Annotated in this window: 15 protein-coding genes and 1 pseudogene; 12 read left to right on the forward strand and 4 right to left on the reverse strand. The window is 58.6% G+C overall.

The window, feature by feature from the left end:
- Positions 1 to 44 precede the first annotated feature (44 nt).
- Entirely contained in the window at positions 45 to 1,871 is a 1,827-nt protein-coding gene (locus tag AC0L7L_RS17235) for an extracellular solute-binding protein (protein WP_473510305.1), read from the reverse strand.
- Between the two features lie 155 nt (positions 1,872 to 2,026).
- On the opposite strand from AC0L7L_RS17235, the gene mepA reads away from it, so the two are divergent.
- The 10 genes and pseudogenes from mepA (at position 2,027) to phnN (ending at position 10,885) form a co-directional block, all read left to right on the forward strand.
- Entirely contained in the window at positions 2,027 to 3,043 is a 1,017-nt protein-coding gene (mepA, locus tag AC0L7L_RS17240; RefSeq protein WP_473510307.1) for a penicillin-insensitive murein endopeptidase, read from the forward strand.
- 268 nt (positions 3,044 to 3,311) lie between these two features.
- Positions 3,312 to 4,338, forward strand: a pseudogene (locus AC0L7L_RS17245) (glucokinase).
- A gap of 183 nt (positions 4,339 to 4,521) precedes the next feature.
- Positions 4,522 to 5,118: a TetR/AcrR family transcriptional regulator gene (locus AC0L7L_RS17250; protein WP_272213290.1), complete on the forward strand. Its 597-nt coding sequence runs from the start codon at positions 4,522 to 4,524 to the stop codon at positions 5,116 to 5,118.
- Positions 5,119 to 5,270: 152 nt separating this feature from the next.
- The gene (locus AC0L7L_RS17255; RefSeq protein ID WP_272213291.1) at positions 5,271 to 6,131 is read left to right on the forward strand and encodes an SDR family NAD(P)-dependent oxidoreductase; all 861 of its coding nucleotides are present in this window, start codon (positions 5,271 to 5,273) and stop codon (positions 6,129 to 6,131) included.
- 196 nt (positions 6,132 to 6,327) lie between these two features.
- Positions 6,328 to 7,155, forward strand: a complete 828-nt coding sequence (gene dapB / locus AC0L7L_RS17260; RefSeq protein WP_272213292.1) for a 4-hydroxy-tetrahydrodipicolinate reductase — start codon at positions 6,328 to 6,330, stop codon at positions 7,153 to 7,155.
- Positions 7,156 to 7,182: 27 nt separating this feature from the next.
- Positions 7,183 to 7,818 carry a 2,3-bisphosphoglycerate-dependent phosphoglycerate mutase gene (locus AC0L7L_RS17265; protein WP_473510310.1) on the forward strand — a complete coding sequence of 212 codons (636 nt, stop codon included), beginning with the start codon at positions 7,183 to 7,185 and terminating at the stop codon, positions 7,816 to 7,818.
- Between the two features lie 102 nt (positions 7,819 to 7,920).
- Positions 7,921 to 8,343 (forward strand): FosX/FosE/FosI family fosfomycin resistance hydrolase, encoded by a 423-nt coding sequence (gene fosX / locus AC0L7L_RS17270; protein ID WP_473513991.1) that lies wholly within the window; start codon positions 7,921 to 7,923, stop codon positions 8,341 to 8,343.
- Positions 8,344 to 8,474: 131 nt separating this feature from the next.
- Positions 8,475 to 9,179 carry a DUF1045 domain-containing protein gene (locus tag AC0L7L_RS17275; protein WP_272213294.1) on the forward strand — a complete coding sequence of 235 codons (705 nt, stop codon included), beginning with the start codon at positions 8,475 to 8,477 and terminating at the stop codon, positions 9,177 to 9,179.
- Positions 9,176 to 10,318, forward strand: coding sequence for an alpha-D-ribose 1-methylphosphonate 5-triphosphate diphosphatase (locus AC0L7L_RS17280; protein WP_272213295.1), 1,143 nt, complete (start codon positions 9,176 to 9,178; stop codon positions 10,316 to 10,318). The genes AC0L7L_RS17275 and AC0L7L_RS17280 overlap by 4 nt, the downstream gene beginning before the upstream one ends.
- Positions 10,319 to 10,321: 3 nt before the next feature.
- Positions 10,322 to 10,885 carry a phosphonate metabolism protein/1,5-bisphosphokinase (PRPP-forming) PhnN gene (gene phnN / locus AC0L7L_RS17285; RefSeq protein ID WP_272213296.1) on the forward strand — a complete coding sequence of 188 codons (564 nt, stop codon included), beginning with the start codon at positions 10,322 to 10,324 and terminating at the stop codon, positions 10,883 to 10,885.
- Between the two features lie 4 nt (positions 10,886 to 10,889).
- Here phnN and AC0L7L_RS17290 read toward each other — a convergent pair whose 3' ends face one another.
- Together AC0L7L_RS17290 and polA are read right to left on the reverse strand one after the other, a co-directional pair.
- Positions 10,890 to 11,222, reverse strand: coding sequence for a DMT family transporter (locus AC0L7L_RS17290; protein ID WP_473513993.1), 333 nt, complete (start codon positions 11,220 to 11,222; stop codon positions 10,890 to 10,892).
- Positions 11,223 to 11,275: 53 nt separating this feature from the next.
- A complete protein-coding gene (polA, locus tag AC0L7L_RS17295) occupies positions 11,276 to 14,227 on the reverse strand; it encodes a DNA polymerase I (RefSeq protein WP_473510313.1) in 2,952 nt (983 codons plus the stop codon).
- 446 nt (positions 14,228 to 14,673) lie between these two features.
- Here polA and AC0L7L_RS17300 point away from each other — a divergent pair, with 446 nt between their 5' ends.
- On the forward strand, positions 14,674 to 16,062 hold the full coding sequence (locus tag AC0L7L_RS17300) for a M20/M25/M40 family metallo-hydrolase (RefSeq protein WP_272213298.1): 1,389 nt from the start codon (positions 14,674 to 14,676) through the stop codon (positions 16,060 to 16,062).
- 282 nt (positions 16,063 to 16,344) lie between these two features.
- Positions 16,345 to 18,312 (forward strand): transglycosylase domain-containing protein, encoded by a 1,968-nt coding sequence (locus AC0L7L_RS17305; protein ID WP_473510316.1) that lies wholly within the window; start codon positions 16,345 to 16,347, stop codon positions 18,310 to 18,312.
- Between the two features lie 300 nt (positions 18,313 to 18,612).
- Here the strand turns inward: AC0L7L_RS17305 and AC0L7L_RS17310 are convergent, their stop codons facing one another.
- Positions 18,613 to 21,009, reverse strand: coding sequence for an autotransporter outer membrane beta-barrel domain-containing protein (locus tag AC0L7L_RS17310; protein ID WP_473510318.1), 2,397 nt, complete (start codon positions 21,007 to 21,009; stop codon positions 18,613 to 18,615).
- Positions 21,010 to 22,014 lie beyond the last annotated feature (1,005 nt).

The raw sequence follows: 22,014 nt of genomic DNA on the forward strand, positions 1-22,014 counted from the left end.
AGCCGCAATGGACCGGATCGAATCCCGCACTCCGCAGGGCATGCTCATTCGGCCTCCGTAGACCACCAACCAGCCGGAAAATCCAGACCGTATTCCGGAAAACCCGGATGGGTGATCACGTTCCAGTAGGCAATGCGATAGTCATTGGAATAGTAGAGCGGAATGATAAAATCGTTGGCCAACAGCACGCGATCGAGCGCCTTGGTGGCGGCCACCAAGGTGTCGCGGTCATCGGCAAACACGATCTTCTTGATCAAAGCATCAACGCCCGGATCGGAAATACCGGCATAGTTTTCCGACCCCGGTTGATCGACAGACTGCGAACCCCAATAGTTGAACTGCTCATTGCCGGGGCTGAGCGTCTGTGCCCAGATCTCCCAGATCATGTCATAGTCGAAATCATTGACCCGGTTTTGATATTGCGAGGTATCGACCACGCGAATGCTGGCATCAATGCCGAGCTTGCGCAGGTTTTCGACATAGGGCAGCACCACGACCTGAAGCGATGGATTGTCGAGCAGGATCTCGAAGGAGAAAGGCTTGCCGGTCTCGGTATTGACCATCTGATTGCCGCGGCGCTCGAAACCGGCCTCTTTGAGCAGGTCAAATGCCTTTTGCAGATTTGCGCGCGTTTCTTCCTCGGTTCCGCCGACCGGCAGCTTGTTGGCCGTGTTGAAGACCGCCAGCGGCACCAGATCGCGGACGGTGTCGAGGATCTGCAATTCCTCGCCCTTCGGCAGGCCGGCTGAAGCAAGCTCTGTCCCGAACCAGAAACTATTGTCACGCGAATAGGCGTTGCTGAGCTGGTTCTTGTTGATGGTCTCGAAATCAAAGGCATAGATCAGCGCTTCGCGCACGCGCTGGTCATCAAAGGGCGCGCGGCGGTTGTTGGGCACCAGCGCCTGCATGATGCCCCTGCTGCGTAGCGGATTGGGCACAGCCTCGCGCTTGACGTCGCCATCCTTGACCGCCGGGAAATTATAGCCGGTCGCCCAGCGTTTCGCCCGCGTTTCGATCCAGAAATCAAAGGTCCCTGCGCGAAAGCCCTCGAAGGCTACATCGAGATCGGAAAAATACAGATAGTTCACGGAGCCGAAATTGTTGCGGCCGACATTGACCGACAGGTCCTTGCCCCAATAGTCGTCGCGCAGCCGATAGGTGATCGATGAGCCTGGGTTGACCTCGGCGACTTCGTAGGGCCCGGAGCCAACGATATTCTCCAGCGTACTGGCCGAGACATCACGCGGCGTATCGCCCTCGAACCAGTGTTTCGGCAACACCAATAGCTGGCCAACGATTTGCGGCAATTCGCGATTGCCTGTCTGATCGAAGGAAAAGGTCACCTCACGCTCGCCCGTGACATCCGCGCTTTCGATATGGCGGTAGTAATTGGCATACCGCGCATTGAAATTCTTCAGGCTTTCGAAGGAGAAAACCACATCTTCCGCGGTTACCGGCGCGCCATCGGAGAACGTTGCCGCCGGATTGAGGCGGTAGGTCACCGAGGAAATATCCTCCGGCACCTTAAAACCATCGGCCAGAAGACCATACTGGGCGTCGATCTCATCTTCTGAAGGGGTCATCAGCGTTTCAAACACCAGACCGATGCCAGCGGCTTTCGCACCGCCATAGGGAATGGGGTTGAGCGAATCGAACGTGCCGGTGGCGTAAAACCTGAGTTCGCCGCCCTTGGGCGCATCCGGGTTGACGTAGCTGAAATGCGGGAAATCCTGCACATATTCCGGCGTGCCGGTCAGCGCTGAAGCATACTGCCATTCATCGCCTTCGCCGCTCTGCGCGAACGCCGCCGGCGCGGGGGTGAATGCCGCTGCGGCGACAACCCAAGCAGCGGCCGAGATTGTTTTCCACATGGTTTATGCCTTCCCGGTTCTTGCTTTTCTCGCTTATGCAACAAGAATAAGCAAATATCGACCCGTGTGCACAAGTGCCGTTTTTGTGAGGCAGGCTTGTGACGCTCCGGCCGACCGGACGAACGGGCGAAAAAAAGCACCTCAGGGAGGATGCGATGCAGTGGTTCAGGGCCTATTCGACCATCGCAATACTGATGACATTGGCAGTGGCGGTCACCGCGCAGGATTTTCCGCCGCCGGCGAAAATCCTGTTTGCATCCGAAACAGCGCCAAGCAGCGGTGCACCTGAAACCTTCGGTTTCTACAACAAGGGCTGCATTGCAGGCGCAGAAGCGCTGCCGATCGACGGGAAGAACTGGCAGGCGATGCGGCTTTCGCGCAACCGCCGTTTCGGCCATCCCGACACGATTGCGCTGATTGAGCGGCTGGCAAAAGAGGCGGCTGAGAATGATGGCTGGCCGGGCCTTCTGGTCGGCGATATCTCGCAGCCACGCGGCGGGCCGATGCTGTCCGGCCACGCCTCCCATCAGGTCGGCCTCGATGCCGATATCTGGCTGAACCCGATGCCCGACCGGCGCCTGACGCTGCGCGAACGTGAGGATATTTCCGCTCAATCCGTGCTGAAGAATGACGGCACACTGTTCGTCGACCCCGAAAAGTTCACCCCCGCCCATGAGCGCCTGATCATGCGGGCGGCGAGCTACCCGGAAGTGCAGCGCATCTTCGTCCATCCGGGCATCAAGAAAGCGATCTGCGAAGACTGGAAGGGCGACCGCTCCAACCTCGCCAAGGTCCGTCCCTATTACGGGCATCACTATCATTTCCACATTCGCCTGTTCTGCCGCGAAGGCTCGCCCGGCTGCAAGGCCCAGAATGCGGTCAACATGAAGGATGACGGTTGCGGCGATCATCTCGCCTGGTGGCTGTCCGACGAGCCCTGGGCCCCGGCGAAACCGGCTCCACCGCCCAAAAAACCGGAAAAGCCGGCGCCGAAACCGACACGCCCGAGCTACACAACGCTTGCCGACCTGCCCAAAGCCTGCACCGGCGTGCTGGAAGCGCCCGCCCCCTCGCCACTGCCGACGGCGGCGCTGACCCCACCGATCCCGCTACCGCCGCTGGCGCCCTGGCCGGAGATCGGACCGGTGCCCAAACCGCGTCCGCAAGGATGAGAATGGCAACTCACCTGTGGCGAAAGGTGGCACCAGATTTGAGCAGCACCGACTTTCAAAGCGCTTTGGGTTGCTGTAATAGGAAAGCGCGTTTTGCCGATGCCGTTTCCATTCCGGGGTTCAGGCAAAGGCTTCCGGCTGCCGCGCGTTGCGATTACGCTTTCGATTTGACCGATGACGTTGCAAAATCGCCGGACTGGATGCAGAGATTGCGCCACTGACGAGAACCTTCAACACCGCCCGGGACAGGGCAGATTTCGGAAACACCATGGCCAAAACCATCAGCACTTCGGACCCCCTCTCCTTTCCCATCCTGATCGGCGATATCGGCGGCACCAATGCACGGTTTTCGCTGCTTGTTGATCCCTATGCCGAGCCGCGGGAATTTCCGATTGTGCACACGGCGGATTTTCCGACCGTCGATGCCGCCATTCAGGCGGGCGTCATGGACAAGACCTCGCTGCAGCCGCGCAGCGCCATCCTGGCCGTCGCCGGTCCGATCTCGCGGCGATGAAATCCCGCTCACCAATTGCGACTGGGTCATCAAACCGAAGGAGATGATCAGCGCGCTCGGTCTCGAGGATGTCGTGATCATCAATGATTTCGAGGCACAGGCGCTGGCGATCGCCAACATGCCCGATAAATACCGCGAGCCGATCGCAAACCGCCCCGACACCATGATCGCCTCGCGCGTCGTGCTCGGCCCGGGAACGGGCCTCGGTGTTGCCGGCCTCGTTCATGCCGAAGAGCGCTGGATCCCGGTGCCCGGCGAAGGCGGCCATATCGATGTCGGGCCTCGCAGTGATCGCGATTACCAGATTTTCCCGCATATCAAGACCATCGAAGGCCGGATCGCGGCCGAGCAGATCCTCTGCGGGCGCGGCATGGTCAATCTTTACAACGCCATTTGCGCCGCCGACGGGATCGAGCCGAAGGCCTATGAGCCCAAGGACGTCAGCCATGTGGGTCTTGAAGGTTCCGATCCGCAGGCGGTCGAGACACTTTCGCTGTTTTCGACCTATCTCGGCCGCATTGCCGGTGACATGGCCATGGTGTTCATGGCGCGCGGCGGGGTCTATCTGGCCGGCGGCATTTCGCAGAAAATCCTGCCCGCGTTGAAAAAGCCCGAATTCCGGGCAGCGTTCGAAGACAAGGCGCCGCACAATGCGCTGTTGCAGGCAATCCCGACCTATGTGGTCACCCATCCGCTCGCAGCGCTTGCCGGTCTTGCCACCTATGCCCGCACACCGCTGCGTTTCGGCCTTGCACTCGACGGGCGGCGCTGGCGCGGCTAAGCCACCATCGTCAATCATCGCGGTCGCTTCAACGAGATGAGGCGCGGGTCTGCCTCGCGCCTTTTTTCATTCCACTGAAGCTGTCACCAAGTCCTTTCGGGCTTTTTTTGCAGAAGCCTCTTGCGCACGCGACTGGCGCAACCATATAAATGAGTGACTACTCAATCAATAATGGAAGCCCGAATGGCCCGTCCCGCCAGTGAAGAAAAACGCACCGCCATCATGAACGCCACGATCGGACTCGTGGCAGCTGCGGGCACGGGTACATCCACCGCCAAGATCGCGAAAAAGGCTGGCGTCGCCGAGGGCACGGTGTTCACCTATTTTTCCACCAAGGAAGCGCTGCTCAGCGCCCTGCTTCTTGAGCTCGAAGGCGAGCTTGCGGACATCCTTTTGAAGGACCCGCTCCCCGGCGATGAAGGCCGCGAAGACATGCAACATTTCTGGAACCGGCTGATCGACTGGGGTGTGACGAACCCGACCAAGTGGCGCACGCTCAAACGTCTCAAAATCTCCAGCCAGGTTCCCGACAGTATCCGCACTCAGGGCGAACGCCGGTTCGATGAAGCCGCCGTCGTGCTGGCCCGGGCACTTGCCCGGCAGGCCGGAGAAGACGCGAATATCCGCTATGCCGGGATCATCATGAACGCGATCGCAGAGGCGACTTTCGACGCCATCGCCGACAATCCAAACCAGCGCGAAACTCTTAAGCTGCGTGGCTTCGCGGTGTTCTGGGGCGGCATGGCCGGTCTTTCGCAGGAAGGGTCACTGACCCTCTAGTGGAATGCGTTGTACGGCAATGACGTATTTCGACAGTCGGCCTTTCGGTCCGGAATAAGCTTCGGCACTGCCAAACCAATCTGAGGCAAAAATGTCTCTGATTTCGATCTAAAAAATGAGCGCCTACTCACTCATTAACAAGGAGAACGATCATGTCAAAAGTCTGGCTCATCACAGGAAGCGCCCGAGGGCTCGGCCTTCATATCGCCCGCGCCGCCCTCGAAGCCGGTGACCTTCTGATTGCCACCGCCCGAAAGCCCGAACAGCTCCAACCGCTTGTCGAGGGATTCGGCGATCGCATCGCCAGTTGCGCGCTCGATGTTGCCGATCCGCTCGCCGCGCAGGCCGCAGTTGATTTCGCCGTCGATACCTTCGGCAGGCTCGACGTGCTGGTCAACAACGCCGGTTTCGGTCATTTCGCCCCTTTCGAACAGACCGATCCCGATCATTTCCGCGCGCAGATCGAGACCAACTTCTTCGGCGTGGTCAACATGACCCGGGCAGCCCTTCCCGTGATGCGGCGACAGCAATCCGGCCACATCATCAACATCTCGTCCGTCGGCGGGCGTATGACCGGGCCGGGCATGGCTGCCTATCAGTCATCAAAATGGGCCGTCAGTGGTTTTTCCGAAATCATTGCAAAAGAAACCAGCCACCTCGGCATCAGGACGATATCGGTCGAACCCGGCGGCATGCGTACCGAATGGGGGCAAATTGCCCGCGGCGATGCACCCGCAATGATGGAAGCCTACCAACCCTCGATGGGGCAGATGCAGGCGGCCCTTGAGCACGTGGTCGGCAACGAGACGGGCGATCCCGATAAGATCGCCGCGATCATCCTCGACCTTGCGGATGCAAACGATGTTCCCGAGCATCTGCTGCTCGGCAGCGACGCCGTCGAATTGTTGAAGAAAGCAGAAAACAGCCGCCGGCAGGAAGCCGAAGCGTGGGAAAGCATCAGCCGCTCCACCGATTACGCGGATGCCGACCTTTCCTTCCTCAAGCACATTTAGTGCGCGGCGCGATGCAATAGCAAAAAACAGACTGACAAGCTGATGCGACGCACTGGTCCTTGATATCAATCCGGTTTCAGAACCGGTGCGCCAATATCAACCTTTTCTTCCGGTACCGCTTCCAATAAGGTCGGCGTGCCTTCGCGGCGCTTCAGCTGCTGCGGAAAACCGATACGAAGCAACACCAGGAAGAAGCATGACCAGTCCGGCAATGAAACTCGTCGTCGTGGGCGCCAGCGGACGGATGGGACAGACCCTCGTCCGCGTGATCAGCGAAACCGAGGGCGCGGTCCTGCATGCCGCTGTCGACCGTCCGGAAAGCCCGCTCCTTGGCAGGGATGCCGGAGAGCTTGCCGGCGTTGGCACACTCGGCATACCGATTACCGACGACCCGCTGAAGGCCTTTCTCGATGCGGACGGCGTTCTCGATTTCACCGTACCGAAGGCAAGCGTCGAATATGCCGGCCTCGCCGCCCAGGCGCGCATTGTCCATGTCGTCGGCACTACAGGTTTTTCCGAGGATGACGAGATCGAGATCAAGGCAGCCGCGCGCCATGCCCGTATTATCAAATCCGGAAACATGTCACTGGGCGTCAATCTGCTAGGCGAACTTGTCAAGCAGGCCGCCGCCGCACTTTCGGCAAAGGGCTGGGATATCGAAGTTCTCGAGATGCACCACCGTCACAAGGTCGACGCGCCTTCCGGTACGGCCCTTATTTTGGGCGAGGCAGCGGCTGAAGGCCGCGGCATTGCGCTGAAGGAGAATGCCGTCAGGGTTCGCGACGGGCACACCGGCCCGCGCGAGGAAGGCACGATCGGCTTTGCCACGCTGCGCGGCGGTTCCGTGGTCGGCGAACATTCCGTTCTGCTGGCCGGCGAAGGCGAGACTGTCAGCCTTTCCCACAAGGCGACCGATCGTTCGATTTTCGCCCGCGGCGCCGTTCAGGCGGCCCTTTGGGGCAGAAACGAAAAACCAGGGCTTTATTCCATGCTCGACGTGCTCGGGCTTTCCAAAACACACTAACCCAAGATTTGACGAAGGAAGATTGTCATGAGCGGAACACTGGTTCTTGTGCGCCACGGCCAAAGCGATTGGAATCTGAAGAACCTTTTCACCGGCTGGAAGGATCCTGACCTGACCGAGCTCGGTGTCAAGGAAGCCACCGCCGGCGGCAAGGCGCTCGCCGAAGCGGGTATGAAATTCGATATCGCCTTCACCTCGGCGCTGACCCGCGCCCAACACACCTGCCAGCTGGTCCTCGATCAGGTCGGGCAGAGCGATCTCGAAACCATCAAGGATCAGGCGATCAACGAGCGCGATTATGGTGATCTTGCCGGTCTCAACAAGGATGATGCGCGCGAAAAGTGGGGCGAGGAGCAGGTCCATATCTGGCGCCGCTCCTACGACGTGCCCCCGCCCGGCGGCGAAAGCCTGAAAGATACCGGTGCCCGCGTCTGGCCGTATTACATGCAGGAAATCCTGCCGCGCGTCTTGAGAGGCGAGAAGGTGCTGGTTGCAGCCCATGGAAATTCCCTGCGCGCGCTTGTCATGGTGCTCGATGGTATGAGCCAGGAAGAGATCCTGAAGCTCAACCTCGCCACCGGCGTGCCGATCGTCTACACGCTGAACGCCGATTCCACCGTCGCCACCAAGAAAGTCCTCGGCGACATGTCTAGCGCGCACTGAACACCTCCGGCGAGATTTCATAAAGAATATCGGGGCGGTCTTCGGATCGCCCTTTTTGTTTTTCAGGAAGGGCTGATGTAATTTCCTGAGGAGAGAATGCCGGTGATCGAAGGCCTTTCGCATATGACCTTTGTGGTCTCGGATCTGGAACGCATGACCCAAATTCTGGAAGGCGTTTTCGATGCCGAGGAAGTCTATGCAAGCGGGCCGGATACGTTTTCGCTTTCGCCGGAAAAATTCTTCCTGATCGGCAACATCTGGGTGGCGATCATGCAAGGCGATCCGCTTCCGGAACGCAGCTACAACCACATCGCCTTCAAGATTGCAGACAAGGACTTTGACAGCCACCGCGCGCGCATCGCGGCTCTCGGCCTTGACCTTCTGCCACCACGGCCGCGCACTGAAGGCGAAGGCCGCTCGCTGTATTTTTACGACGATGACCACCATCTGTTCGAGCTTCATACCGGAACGCTGGCTGAACGGCTGACGCGTTACGCTTCCGGGGGCCTTGCCGGTATGAAATGATAATCGGTCCCTGAAGGGAACCTGCTGCCCGCCCCGGCATTGTTTGTTTTGAAGGTTCGATCCGCTTGCAAAGGCTTGCGAATCCCGTCACGTTCGAATTCACACACAGAGTTTTGTGCAAGGACACCGGTTTGCGATACGCCATCTATTTCACGCCTCCCGCAGACGATCCGCTGACCGTCGCCGCCAGTCATTGGCTGGGTTATGACGCCTTTGCCGGGGAAGAGCGGGCTTACCCGGATAATATCGCGCTTCCTGCCGGTCGCATGAGCGCGGTGACGGCTGCTGCCGCCCGCTACGGATTTCATGCCACCATGAAGGCGCCGTTCCGGCTGGCAGAGAACATCTCGCCCTCGGCACTTGAGGCCACGTTCGATGTCTTTTGCCGCAACCGCAAGCCATTTTCCATCCCCGAGGTCACGCTTGGCCAACTCGGCAAGTTTTATGCGCTCATTCCCGCTGTGGAAGACGAAACACTGCAGGCCTTTGCCGCCGATGTTGTCGCGCATTTCGAGCCGATGCGCGCGCCGCTCCTGAACGACGAGATCGCCCGGCGCAAGCCCGAATCGCTCTCCGAGACCCAACGCGACAACATGATCCATTGGGGCTATCCTTATGTCTTTGATGAATTCCGCTTCCATATGACGCTGACCGGACCTGTGACCGGTACCGATGCGCATGTCATTGAAACGGCGGTTCAGGATTATTTCGCGCCCTTCACCGGCAAACCGCTCGCTATTTCCGGCCTCGGCCTGTTCGTCGAAGAGCGCCGCGGTGCACCGTTCAATATCCGGCGCTGGCAGCCGCTGACCGGCACGGACGAGCCCGAAGCATGAGCACAGAGACCGTTTTCACCAATGCCCGGATCATTGCCGAAGACCGGACCATTGACGGCACACTTGTGGTTCGCAATGGAAGGATCGCGGAGATTTCCGAAGGCAATGTCAGCCAAGGCGAGGATCTCGGCGGCGATCTGCTGATCCCGGGCCTTGTCGAACTTCATACCGACCATCTGGAAGGCCATTATGCACCGCGTCCGGGCGTGCGCTGGAACAAGACGGCCGCGATCCAGGCCCATGATGCCCAGGTCGCCGCCTCGGGCATCACCACGGTGTTCGACTGTCTGCGCCTAGGCGCGGATGAGGGCGACGGGTTCGAGGCTGGCGAAATGCATGACATGGCAAGCGCGATCATCGACGCGGAAAAACAAGACCGGCTGAGGGCGCAGCACTTCCTGCATCTGCGTTGCGAAGTCTCGGCCGCCAATGTCATGGAACATTTTACCGGGTTCGAAGATAACCCGCATGTGCGGCTCGCCTCGCTGATGGACCATGCGCCGGGCCAGCGCCAGTTCGCCGATCTCCAGCAATACCGGCGCTATTACAAGCCCAAGCGCGATCTGGACGATGATGCCTTTGAACGCTTTATCGCCCGCCGGCAGGCCGCCTCCGAGGCCTATGCCGACAAGCACCGACAGATGATTTCCGACCATTGCAGGAAGCGCGGCATTGCCATCGCCAGCCATGACGACGCGACGCTCGCCCATGTGGATGAGGCGCTTGGCCATGGCGTGCGGATTGCAGAGTTTCCGACAAGCTTCGATGCGGCGAAAGCCTCTCATGCAGCCGGACTTTCGGTGCTGATGGGCGCTCCCAATGTGGTGCGCGGCAAATCGCATTCCGGCAATATCGCCGCGCGCGATCTGGCCGCTGGCGGTGTTCTCGACATTCTGTCGTCGGATTATGTGCCCTTCAGCCTGCTGCATGCACCATTCATCCTTGCCGATGACGGCGCGGCAGGGGTTTCGCTGGCGCAGGCAATCGCGATGGTGACGGCGACGCCCGCGCGCGCTGCCGGTCTTGATGACCGTGGACGCATTGCCGAAGGCCTTCGCGCCGACCTCGTGCACGTCAAACACACCGATGACGTGCCGGTGGTGCGCGCCGTGTTTCGGGCGGGAAAGCGTGTGGCCTGAGCGATGGATGAAGCCGGCAGGATCATCGTGGTCGTCGGCCCCAGCGGGGCGGGCAAGGACAGTCTGATCGGCTACGCAGCGAAGGCCTTTCACCAACACCCGAACGTGCGGTTCGTGCGCCGGGTGATCACGCGGGCCTCGGACGGCGCCACGGAAGATCACCTGCCGATGACGCCTGAGGCGTTTGCCGCCGTGCAGGCGAGAAATGGATTTGCCGTGCACTGGGCAGCGCATGGACTTCAATACGGCATTCCCGATGAACACCGCGCCTTTGTGGCAGCAGGCGGTATTGCCATTGCCAACGGCTCGCGCCCGGCTCTGCCGCTGTTCGACAAGGCCTTTGCCGCAATGACCGTCGTCAACGTCACCGCCCGGCCGGACATCCGCGCCGAAAGGCTTGAGGCGCGCGGGCGTGAATCCCGCGAAGACATTCTGGAACGTCTGGCCCGCTCGACCATGAAGGTTCACGGCGATTTCGATGTTGTGAATATCGACAATTCAGGCGCGCTTGAAGACGCCGGTGAGGCACTGGTGCGGGTTATCGGACAAGGCCTCGCCGAACGCTAAGCCCTCAATGTCCGGCAGCGCTTGAAAACAGGTTCATCACCAGCACGCCGCCGACAATCATGGCAATGCCGACCCAGGCGGCAATATCGAGGTTCTGACGCAGGACCAGCACGCTGACGGCCGCAGTCAACACAATACCCAGCCCGGCCCAGATCGCATAAGCAACGCCAAGCGGAATGGTCTTCAGCGCCTGCGACAGGCAGAAAAACGCGATGATGTAGAACACGGCAACACCGATGGTCGGCAGCAACCGGGTGAAGCCGTAGGATTTTTGCAGAAGCGTCGAGCCGACCACCTCGCATATGATCGCAATTCCGAGAGCGCCATAGGCAGCCATCGCCGGGTTCATTGCATGTCCTCTTCTAAAAAACGGAGCCGGAACGGCCGGGTTCAGTGCGCCTCGTCCCAGTTATGGGCAGCACGGGCATCGACCTTCAGCGGCACAGCCATGGAAACGGCAGGCATCGCCGCGTTTTCCATCACATCGACAATCAGCGCCGTCGCGCCGTCAACGGCATCATCCTCGACCTCGAAGATCAGTTCGTCATGCACCTGGAGCAGCATTTTCACCTTCTCTGCCAGACCGGCAGCGGCGAGCTCCGGCTCGATGCGGATCATCGCGCGGCGGATCACGTCTGCGGCAGAACCCTGTATCGGGGCATTAATGGCCGCGCGTTCATTGAAGCTTCTGACCTGATGATTTGACGATTTTATTTCCGGATAATGGATACGCCGGCCGAAGACCGTTTCGACATAGCCATTGTCGCGGGCCTTTGCCTTAGTCTCTTCCATATAGTCGTTAATGCCGGGGAAGCGCTCGAAATAGCGCTTGATATAGTCGCTCGCCTCGGAGCGCCCGATTCCAAGCTGGTTGGCGAGACCGAAGGCGGAGATACCGTAGATGATGCCGAAATTAATGGCCTTGGCGCGGCGGCGAACCTCGCCCGGCATACCAACCACCGGCACACCGAACATTTCCGATGCCGTCATCGCGTGGATATCGATGCCATCGGCAAAGGCCTGCTTCAACTGCGCGATATCGGCGACATGGGCAAGCACCCTGAGCTCAATCTGGCTGTAGTCGGCGGACAGCAGCTTGTGGCCTTGGTTGGCGATGAAGGCGGTGCGGATCTTGCGGCCTTCTACCGTGCGCACCGGAATATTCTGCAGGTTCGGTTCCGACGACGAGAGCCTGCCGGTCGTGGTTGCGGCCAGCGAATATGAGGTGTGGACGCGCTTGGTCTCAGGGTGGATATAGCCCGGCAGCGCATCGGTATAGGTCGACTTCAGCTTGGTCATCTGCCGCCAATCGACGATCCGGCTTGGCAGCGGAATGCCTTGGGCGGCCAGATCGTCCAACACCTGAACGGCGGTCGACCATTGCCCGCTCTTGGTCTTCTTGCCGCCGGGCAGCCCCATCTTGCCGAACAAAATGTCGCCAAGCTGTTTAGGCGAGCCGATGTTGAACGTCTCACCGGCAAGCTCGTAGATCTCGTCTTCAAGAGCAGCGGCCTTCTGCGCCAGTTCGCCCGAAAGCCGCGACAGGATCTGCCGGTCCACTGAAATGCCACGCTCTTCCATCCGCGAAAGAACAGGCACAAGCGGCCGCTCAAGCCGCTCATAGACGGTGGCGACATGTTCGGCGGCAAGGCGGGGTTTGAGCACCAGCCAGAGCCGCAGCGTCACATCGGCGTCTTCCGCCGCATAAGCGGTCGCCTTGGCGATATCGACAAAGTCGAACGTCACCATATTACGGCCGGAGCCAGCGACTTCCTTGTATGGGATCGGCTGGTGACCAAGCCACCGATCGGACAGCGCATCCATGCCGTGATTGCCCATGCCGCTATCAAGCGCATAGGACAGCAGCATGGTGTCGTCGAAATTCTTCACTGTAACGCCATGGCGCAGCATCACCAGATAATCATATTTGAGGTTCTGGGCGACCTTGAGCACAGCCTCGTCCTCAAGCAGGGCCTTGAGGGCTGCAAGTGCGCTATCAAAACCGATCTGGCCTTCCGCCAGACCACCGCCGAGAAGATCATCCTGACCGGCCTTGTGGGCAAGCGGCACATAGGCCGCCCGTACGGCCTTGCCGGCATCGGGCTCGTCTTCGTCATAAAGCGCCAGCGAAAAGCCGACCAGTTCGGCCTGCATCGCATCAAGCGAGGTAGTTTCGGTATCGAAGGCGCAAAGCCCGCGGTCGCGCGCCACCGCAATCCAGTCCTCAAGCGTCTGAAGATCGCGGATCGTCTGGTAGGATGAACGGTCAATCGGAGCCGTGGCAAAACGGGCGGCACGGGCGGAAGCAAGCGCTGCCGGACCGCATGCCTTGGCACCGGGAGCAGCTTCCCCGTCTTCTGCAGGCGCTGCCTCGCCCGGATCAAGGTCGGGACCGTGGGCGGTCTTGCCCCATTCCACATTGACGGCAATCGGTTCGATTTCTGCAGCCTCCGCCCCTGTCGCCTCGGCGACACGGCGCGTCATGGAATTAAACTCCATCGCCTTAAGGAACGAGACAAGCTTCGGTCCGTCCTGCTCCTCCAGCACCAGCGCATCGAGCGGCAGCTCCACCGGGCAATCACGCTTCAGCGTCACAAGCTGGCGCGAAACCTGCACCAGCTCCTTGTTTGCGATGATGTTTTCGCGGCGCTTGTTTTGCTTGATGGTTTCGGCATTTGCGAGAAGATTGTCGAGATCACCGAATTCTTCCAGAAGCGTTGCCGCCGTCTTCGGACCGATGCCGGGAACGCCTGGAACATTGTCAACCGAATCACCGGTCAGCGCCTGCAGGTCGATCATCTTTTCAGGCGCCACACCCCATTTCGCGATGACCTCCGCGACGCCGATCTGGCGATCCTTCATGCCATCATACATATGGACATTCGGGCCGACGAGCTGCATCAGATCCTTGTCGGAGGAGATGATGGTGGCATCGCCACCCGCCTCGACCGCCATCCTGGCATAGGTCGCGATGATGTCATCGGCCTCATAGCCTTCGATTTCGATGCAGGGCAGGTTGAAGGCGCGCGTTGCTTCGCGGATCAGCGAGAACTGCGGCACCAGATCCTCCGGCGGTGGCGGGCGATGGGCCTTGTATTCGGGATAGATCTCCTTGCGGAAGGTTTGCGAGGAGAAGTCGAAGATCACCGCGAGATGGGTTGGCGTCACCCCGACCGAGGTGTCGCGCGCCGATGTCAAAAGCTTCCACATCATGTTGCAGAAGCCGGATACGGCGCCAACCGGCAAACCATCAGACTTGCGCGTCAGCGGCGGCAGGGCGTGAAAGGCCCGGAAAATGAAACCGGAACCATCGATGAGGAAGAGGTGATCGTCTTTTTTCATGCTGAAAGCCATAGCGCGGACCGAAAAAAGGTCCATCGCAAAGCCAGATTTCAACGCTTTCGCCAAACCTTCTGCATAGCCGGTTGAAAGAAAAACGCATGAATTTAATCAAATTACCAATTTGTAACGAAATACGTCGTCGTTTCCCTTGAATCGACACATTTGGAAGTACAAATACATCTCAACGGCGCACGTTAGCGCCGATGCCTGATGGAGGCTCGTCCCCCGCCTCGTCAGACAAAAGGACAAAGGCTCCATCCCCCTCTCCGGCCTTTGTCCCAAAAAGCAGCCGCCATGGCCTCCCCCTCCAGGCCATGGCGGCTTTTTTATTGTCCGACATCCGCCTGACGGCCCCCTCATCCTGCAATCGAGTGTTTCCAAAGCCCCTCGGCTTGGCCTATGGTCCGCCGAGTTATTTCGTGCAAAGCACCGACTGAGGTTTTCCCATGACTGAACTTGAAACGCTGCTGAAACGTGCTGACGACAACCTGCCTTCCAGCCTCGACAAGCTGTTCGCACTCCTGCGTATTCCCTCGATTTCGACCGATCCGGCCTACAGGGAAAAATGTGCCGACGCCGCCGACTGGCTGGTGGGTGAGTTGAAAACGCTGGGCTTTTCCGCCACCGCCTATGAGACCAAAGGCCATCCTATGGTAGTCGGCACATCTGAAAATGCGCCGGAAGGCGCCCCGCATGTTCTGTTCTACGGCCATTATGACGTTCAGCCCGTCGACCCTCTGGAGCTTTGGGAGAGCGATCCTTTCGCGCCGGAAATCAAGGACGTCGGCAACGGCCGCAAGATCATTACCGGCCGCGGCACCAGCGATGACAAGGGCCAGTTGATGACCTTCCTGCAGGCCTGCCGTGCCTATCGGGAAGAAAACGCCGAACTGCCGGTCAAGATCACCGTGATGTTCGAAGGCGAGGAAGAATCAGGCTCGCCCTCGCTTCCCGCCTTCATCGAAGAACACGGCGACCTGATCAAGGCCGATTTCGCGCTCGTCTGCGATACCGGCATGTGGGATCGCGAGACGCCGGCGATTGCCGCCACGTTGCGCGGCCTTGTCGGGGACGAGGTGGTGATCACCGCCGCCGACCGCGATCTTCATTCCGGCTTCTTCGGTGGTGCAGCCGCAAACCCGATCCATATCCTCGCCGACATCCTCGCAGGTCTTCATGACGAGACCGGCCGCGTGACGTTGCCGGGCTTTTATAACGGTGTCGAAGAGACGCCGGAAGACGTCAAGAAGAGTTGGGAACAGCTTGGCGAAACCGATCAGCGTTTTCTCGGCGAGATCGGGCTTTCCGAGCCTGCCGGCGAGAAGGGTCGCTCGGTGCTGGAGCTGACGTGGACGCGTCCGACGGCGGAGGTGAACGGCATTACCGGCGGTTACACCGGCGAAGGCTTCAAGACCGTGATTGCGGCCAGGGCTTCGGCAAAGGTGTCCTTCCGCCTCGTCGGCACTCAGGATCCGGCGAAAATCCGTGAAAGCTTCCACAATTACGTCAGTTCGAAAATTCCGGAAGACTGCAGCGTCGAATTTCATCCCCATGGCGGTTCGCCGGCCATCCAACTGGACTACAACGCGCCGTTTTTGAAGAAGGCGCAGGCAGCCCTTTCCGAGGAATGGCCGAAACCCGCCGTTGTCATCGGCATGGGCGGCTCGATCCCGATTGTCGGCGATTTCCAGAAGAAACTCGGCATGGATTCGCTGCTCGTCGGCTTCGGTCTCAACGATGACCGTATCCACTCGCCGAACGAGAAATACGAGCTGACCTCTTTCCACAAGGGCATCCGCTCCTGGATCCGCATTCTCGACGCACTTGCCAAATAATGCGCTCAGGGCCGGTGTTCAGCCTGCGTTAATGCTGATTTTGCTCTTTGGCGCAGCGACAGCGCACCGGCCCTCGCCTTAACAGACCCTTAACGGCAAGCGGCTAATCTGAATTGCGAACACGGAAGGTGAGCAGCTCCACCGCATGGCCGGAAAGAAAAAAAGCGCAACAGGACAGATCCGTCCCTTCGCGGCCCCTCCGCCGCGAAGCGCAAAACGCCTGCGAAGCGGAAGTCGCGCGGCAACACAAGGCGCGCCCGCTCCTCCGGACGCGGCTTTTTGATGCGGTCCTTCCGCTTTGTCGTCTATTGGGGTTTTGTCGCCGCCATATGGGGCGCTGTCGTCGTCGCCGGCATTGTCATCTATTACGGTGCCAAACTGCCCCCCGTCGATGAATGGGCCGTGCCGAACCGTGCGCCCAACGTCAAGATTGTCGCCATCGACGGTTCGCTGATCGCCAATCGCGGCGCGACCGGCGGAGAAGCGCTTTCGATCGATGAAATGTCGCCCTTCATCCCAATGGCGGTCGTCGCCATCGAGGACCGGCGTTTTTATTCTCACTTCGGGGTTGATCCGATCGGCATCACCCGTGCGATGATGACCAATATCACCCGTGGCAGCATGGTGCAGGGCGGTTCAACGCTGACCCAGCAGCTGGCCAAGAATGTGCTACTCTCCCACGCCCGAACTCTGGAGCGCAAGGTCCAGGAAGCGCTGATGGCGCTATGGCTGGAGCGTAAATACTCCAAGGACCAGATCCTTGCGATGTATCTGAACCGCGTTTACTTCGGCTCCGGCGCCTATGGGGTGGAAGCCGCATCCCGGCGTTATTTCAACAAATCCGCCCGTGACGTGACGCTCGGCGAAGCGGCCCTCCTGGCCGGCCTGCTGAAGGCGCCGTCACGGCTTTCGCCCGCCCGCGACCCGGAAGCCGCGGAAGAACGCGCGCAAGTGGTGCTTGCCGCCATGCACGATCAGAACATGATCGATGACAGCGACATGGCGACCGCGATGGCGCGTGAACCAACGCGCGCGCCGAGCTACTGGTCGGGTGCCGAACATTATGTCGCCGACATGGTCATGGGCCGCCTGGGTCCGATTGTCGGCAAAATCACCACCGACATCGTCGTTCACACCACCATCGACCCCGGCCTTGAGCGCGATGCCGAGGACAGCCTGCAGGATGTGCTCGCTGCCAATGGCGAGAAGGATCGTGTCGAACAGGGCGCGCTGGTGGCCGTGGATGCAACGGGCGCAGTGCGGGCGCTTGTCGGTGGACGGGAATATTCAAAAAGCCAGTTCAACCGCGCTGTCACCGCCAAACGCCAGCCGGGATCGGCTTTCAAGCCATTCGTTTATGCGGCCGCACTGGAAATCGGCGACCGGCCGAGCTCGGTCCGCAATGATGCGCCGATTACCATCGATAACTGGACGCCGGAAAACTACGAAAAGACCTATTCCGGGCCGATGACACTGACAACGGCGCTGGCCCATTCGGTCAATACGATCGCCGCGCAACTGGTGATGGAGGCAAGCCCCGGTCAGGTCGTCAGCCTCGCCCACCGGCTCGGCATCACCTCGGATATCACCGCCAATGCCTCGCTCGCACTGGGTACGTCGGAAGTCTCTCTCATCGAACTGACCGGCGCCTACACCGCCTTCATGAATGGCGGCTTCAAGGCGGCGCCCTATGTCATCGAGCGTGTCGAGTCGACCGGCGGACAGACGCTCTATCAGGCAGACCATGCTGGCCAGCCCCGTGTGCTCTCGCCGCAGATCGCCGCCAATATGAACGGCATGCTGATGCGGGTGGTGACCGAAGGCACGGGCAGTGCGGCGCAAATCCCCGGCTGGCAGGTGGCTGGCAAAACCGGCACGACGCAATCCTCACGCGATGCGCTATTTGTCGGCTTTACCGCCAACCTGACCACCGGCGTATGGGTCGGCAATGACGACAATTCGCCGATGCGCAATGTCACCGGCGGCAAGTTACCGGCGAAGATCTGGCACGATTTCATGGCCGAGGCCCATCATGGCCTCAAGCCGCAACCGCTCTACGGCGGCGGTCGGCTGATAGACCCGAAGCCGCGAGGCGCAACGGCGCCCGATGATGGCAGCCCGAAGACGCTGGTCGAACTGCTCGGGCGACTCGGCGAAGACGGAAACGCCGCCCCGCCCGCCGATGTCGGCGAGGCCCAGCAGGAAGAGCGCAAGCGCCGCACAATCATGCAAATTCTCGGCGGCGGATAGGACGATATGAAGTGGCTCGGCTTGTTTGAACAGGCTGTTTCTCGCCCTTAGGTGGTGTCTGGCCTCATTTATGCTGCTTGCTGCATTTCTGGCAGTGGAGTGAAGCAAGCATGTCGCTGCCACAGCTGATGCCAACAGCCCGCGACTGACGTGAAATGATAGAGCCGGTTGATTATCGCTTTCCGCGGAGCAACCCTGGAAAACTGAAGTGTGGTAACGCCAGTCTCCCAGAGCCGCTCCGACTGGACAAGCTTTTGAAAGCTCACATCCAGTTGCACGATCAGTCTGCAGCTACCGGCATCAGATAATAACCTGGTGAATCACCCCCATTGGTCGGGGCAACAAACCTGACTTCATATATTGTGTCTCCGTAGGTGGTCGAGCCTGTGAAGGCATCGGGCGGAGAATCCGCCGGAGCTTCCACCAGCAGGAAGCCATATTTTGTCCCCCCGGAGTTCCCGACGGATTGGCAGAGATGGTGGTATGTCCACTGATCTGACCGTTGATGGACATCTTGTCGTTGTGACCGTTTGAAAGGTCTATGTCCACCAACAACGTGGCCCCATTACCGGTAAAATCCCCGTCAACGTTGATCATATCCCCGATGACATCGTCGGCCATGCCGAGGGAATTATTGCCGATATCAAGATTGCCCTGAATGTTCAGCGGGCCGGTTCCATCGACCTCAAGCAATGAAGTCTTGGTGTCGCTGGAGGGCATGGCAATATTGGCAACAAGGCTCGTCGCTACAGTGCTATCATTTCCCGTTGACACGAAGACCATGGATTCGTTGATGGTGAGTTGGCCACTGCCGTTTTGATCGCCGGTTGTTCCATCCAGCACCAGCGAGCCATCAAACTCCAGAATAGACTGGTCGATATCGAGAACTTCCCAGTTCTTGAATGTGTCGGTGGCAATGATGCCGCGTTCAAGGTTTTCGATCGAAAATACATCACGGTCCTGATCTGACTGGCTGCCATTATTGGTCTCACCACCATCGAAATCGGCAAGTTCTTCAGGCTCGGTTCCGAAAACCTCGCCATCGACCTGTACAGTGTCATTTCCTGCGTTGCCGTAAAATGCGCCGTTTAACAGCCCCCCGTTAAGGACGACGTTGATCGTGCCTGGTCCATCGATAATATCGCCAGTGGCGCTTCCTGCAACTTCGAAACTGGTGATCGTTCCGGGATCGGTATTTTGGTTGAGAAACACGCCTTTGATACCGCTGACGATCATGTCCGAGCCGATTGTGACGTCAATTTTCATCGGCCCATTTGGTGAAAGGTCGTCCTCTGGAAGTATTTTAATTGCTGTTCCGTCTACTGCAAGAATTATACCTGCGGTCAACTGGAAGTCATAAAAGCCATCTGCTGAAGTCGTGGCTTGAATGACGTCGCTGTTCGACGAATACATCTCGATTGTGCCGCCGCTCATGTTGAAACTGGCGTCGACTTCCTGGTCCTTGACATTCAGCCCCACGGCCGTTGCGCCTGTGGCATTGCTATAACTTAGGATGTTCCCGTCAGACATGGAGACATCAACCTGGTATGGCTGCCCAGGATCGGCGATATACTCCATATAGAGGCCAACGCCGTCCTCTCCGGTGATCGTGATGTCGGTTCCACCCAATTCGACAGCCGCAATCGTCTCGTAACCACCTTGATTGAAAAGAACCACGCCGCGCCCGTTTTTACCATAGGTCGCAATACCTCCTCCCAACAACTTGACGTCGGCCTGATTGCCATCAATTTCAACATTGATCGGAGCATCATAGGTTTCACCCGGTGCCATAGAGAGGCCGCCGGCTTTGAGTTCGAAATAGCTTTCAGTGCCGGTCAGCAAAACTTGTCCGTGAATGTCTGCCTTGTCAGTATCTTCATTGATGACGATTGAAGCAGAGCCGGGATAAGCATTGACATAGGCCGTCATGGCGACATCTGTGTCCTTTATCGTACCTCCCGTAAAGATAATCTCAGCGTTTGCATTGGGAGACACTCCGTGCGCCACCAGACCGGTAAATTCCGTTTTGGGGTCATTGTCAGCTGTCCCGCTGATCGTCCCCGAATTCATGACAATTTTTGAGTTGCCCGTTCCCCGATTGATTGCATTCACAGCGATGCCGGGCGTTATCTGGTCTATGGTTGCACCTTCAATTTGCACGATTGCGTCGCCCGTGCCTCTTTGAAGGGCTTTGACGGCCACGGCAGAGCTCGGATTGCTGACCCATGCCCCTTCCAGCAAGTTGATTGTTGCATTGCCTTCTCCTTCTACCGTCGCGGAGAGTATGCCAGTAACGCCCGGTGTGGCGCTGTTGCTCGAAGGATAAAGGCCTATACCAGCATCGTTTTTGGGTGAGAATACGCGGATTTCACCGGTGATTGTTTTGTATAGAGGTGTGTTTAGGACTGCTGTTTCGACCTCGTTTTCCATTGAGCCGATAGTGATAACGCCGTCAACCGTCATGTCCGAATTCTCGAGAACAACAAGTCCACCTGCCGGATAGCTTATGTTTCCGTAGCTGTTAGCGGTGCAATTAACGATGGGATATGAAGATGGGCCGCATTCATTTTCGGCATGAGCTTTCATTGCAGACAGACTGCTGACCGTAAGCGCAATCACAGCAACTGATGCGGAGTTTCGCAACAAAGCTAATGATGGCAGCATGCCATTTCTTACATTTCTATTTAAAATTGTCATTTTATCACCTCTCCCTTTGAAGGAGAGATTGAACTAAAATATATCATATATCAATATTACGTGATAATATCACAATTTATTCATAAGTAAAATTTTACATTTTTGATTTATAGTTTTCAATTCATATAAATATATTTTATTTTGGAAAAATTATTGCGGCACGAAATAGCAAGGCGGCGGATCTGCTCGGCTTGCCTTAGTGTCTGTCCAAGAATAGAGAGAACGCTGGAATTCCGGAGACCGCCATCCTCGATCGATCCTGAAACCACAGTTTACGGCGCGGTTTTATTGCATCGACACACTGTGAATTTCCGACTCCGTTGAATTTTTGGACAGACACTCAGAGTCGTCTCTGATTGGGGTCGTTGTGGTCAAGGTGCCTCTGCACTTTTTCTGGGACCGTTCCGCGGGCTACTCGCTTCTCTTCGCGGTCGGCGCACCGACGCGTTGTTCGGGGCCGCCGCATGATGGGGGTCAGGAGAGCGAAGCGTCTCAATCTGTTTCACGACCTTGCAAACCTTGGTTCGGCAGGTTCGGGGCTCTCAACGAGATCGCCTCGCACATTGTCCCCACGGAACGATCCGGGCACCGCCCTTTCGGGCGAAAGCTTTGTCCGTGTTGCCTGCTCCTTTGATCTGCCGCGGGTCACGCCTCCAGTGCGGCAGGCTGCTTTCCAAAGCGGAAGTCGGTTGCATCAACCCACATGCGATACAGGATGACCGCCAGTTTGCGGGCCATCGCCACGCGGGCCCGCGCCATCCTTGAGTGCTGCGCTATCGATAGCCGCGTTGAGCTCGTTTCCAACTTCCTGGAACCGCCAATCCACCCTCAGTCCATAACCAGCAAGAACGTACCGTTTGACGGCAACGACAGCGGCGGAAGAAGTCGAGCGAAGATGGCTACGTTTTTGCAGCCGATGATGGTGGCGGCATAGTTGAGGCTGAATTCCACTTAACGAAACGCCCGAAACGGTTCCGACAAACCGAGCCAGCTCTCTCCGGCCAG

Source organism: Martelella sp. K41-7, from assembly GCF_055808365.1.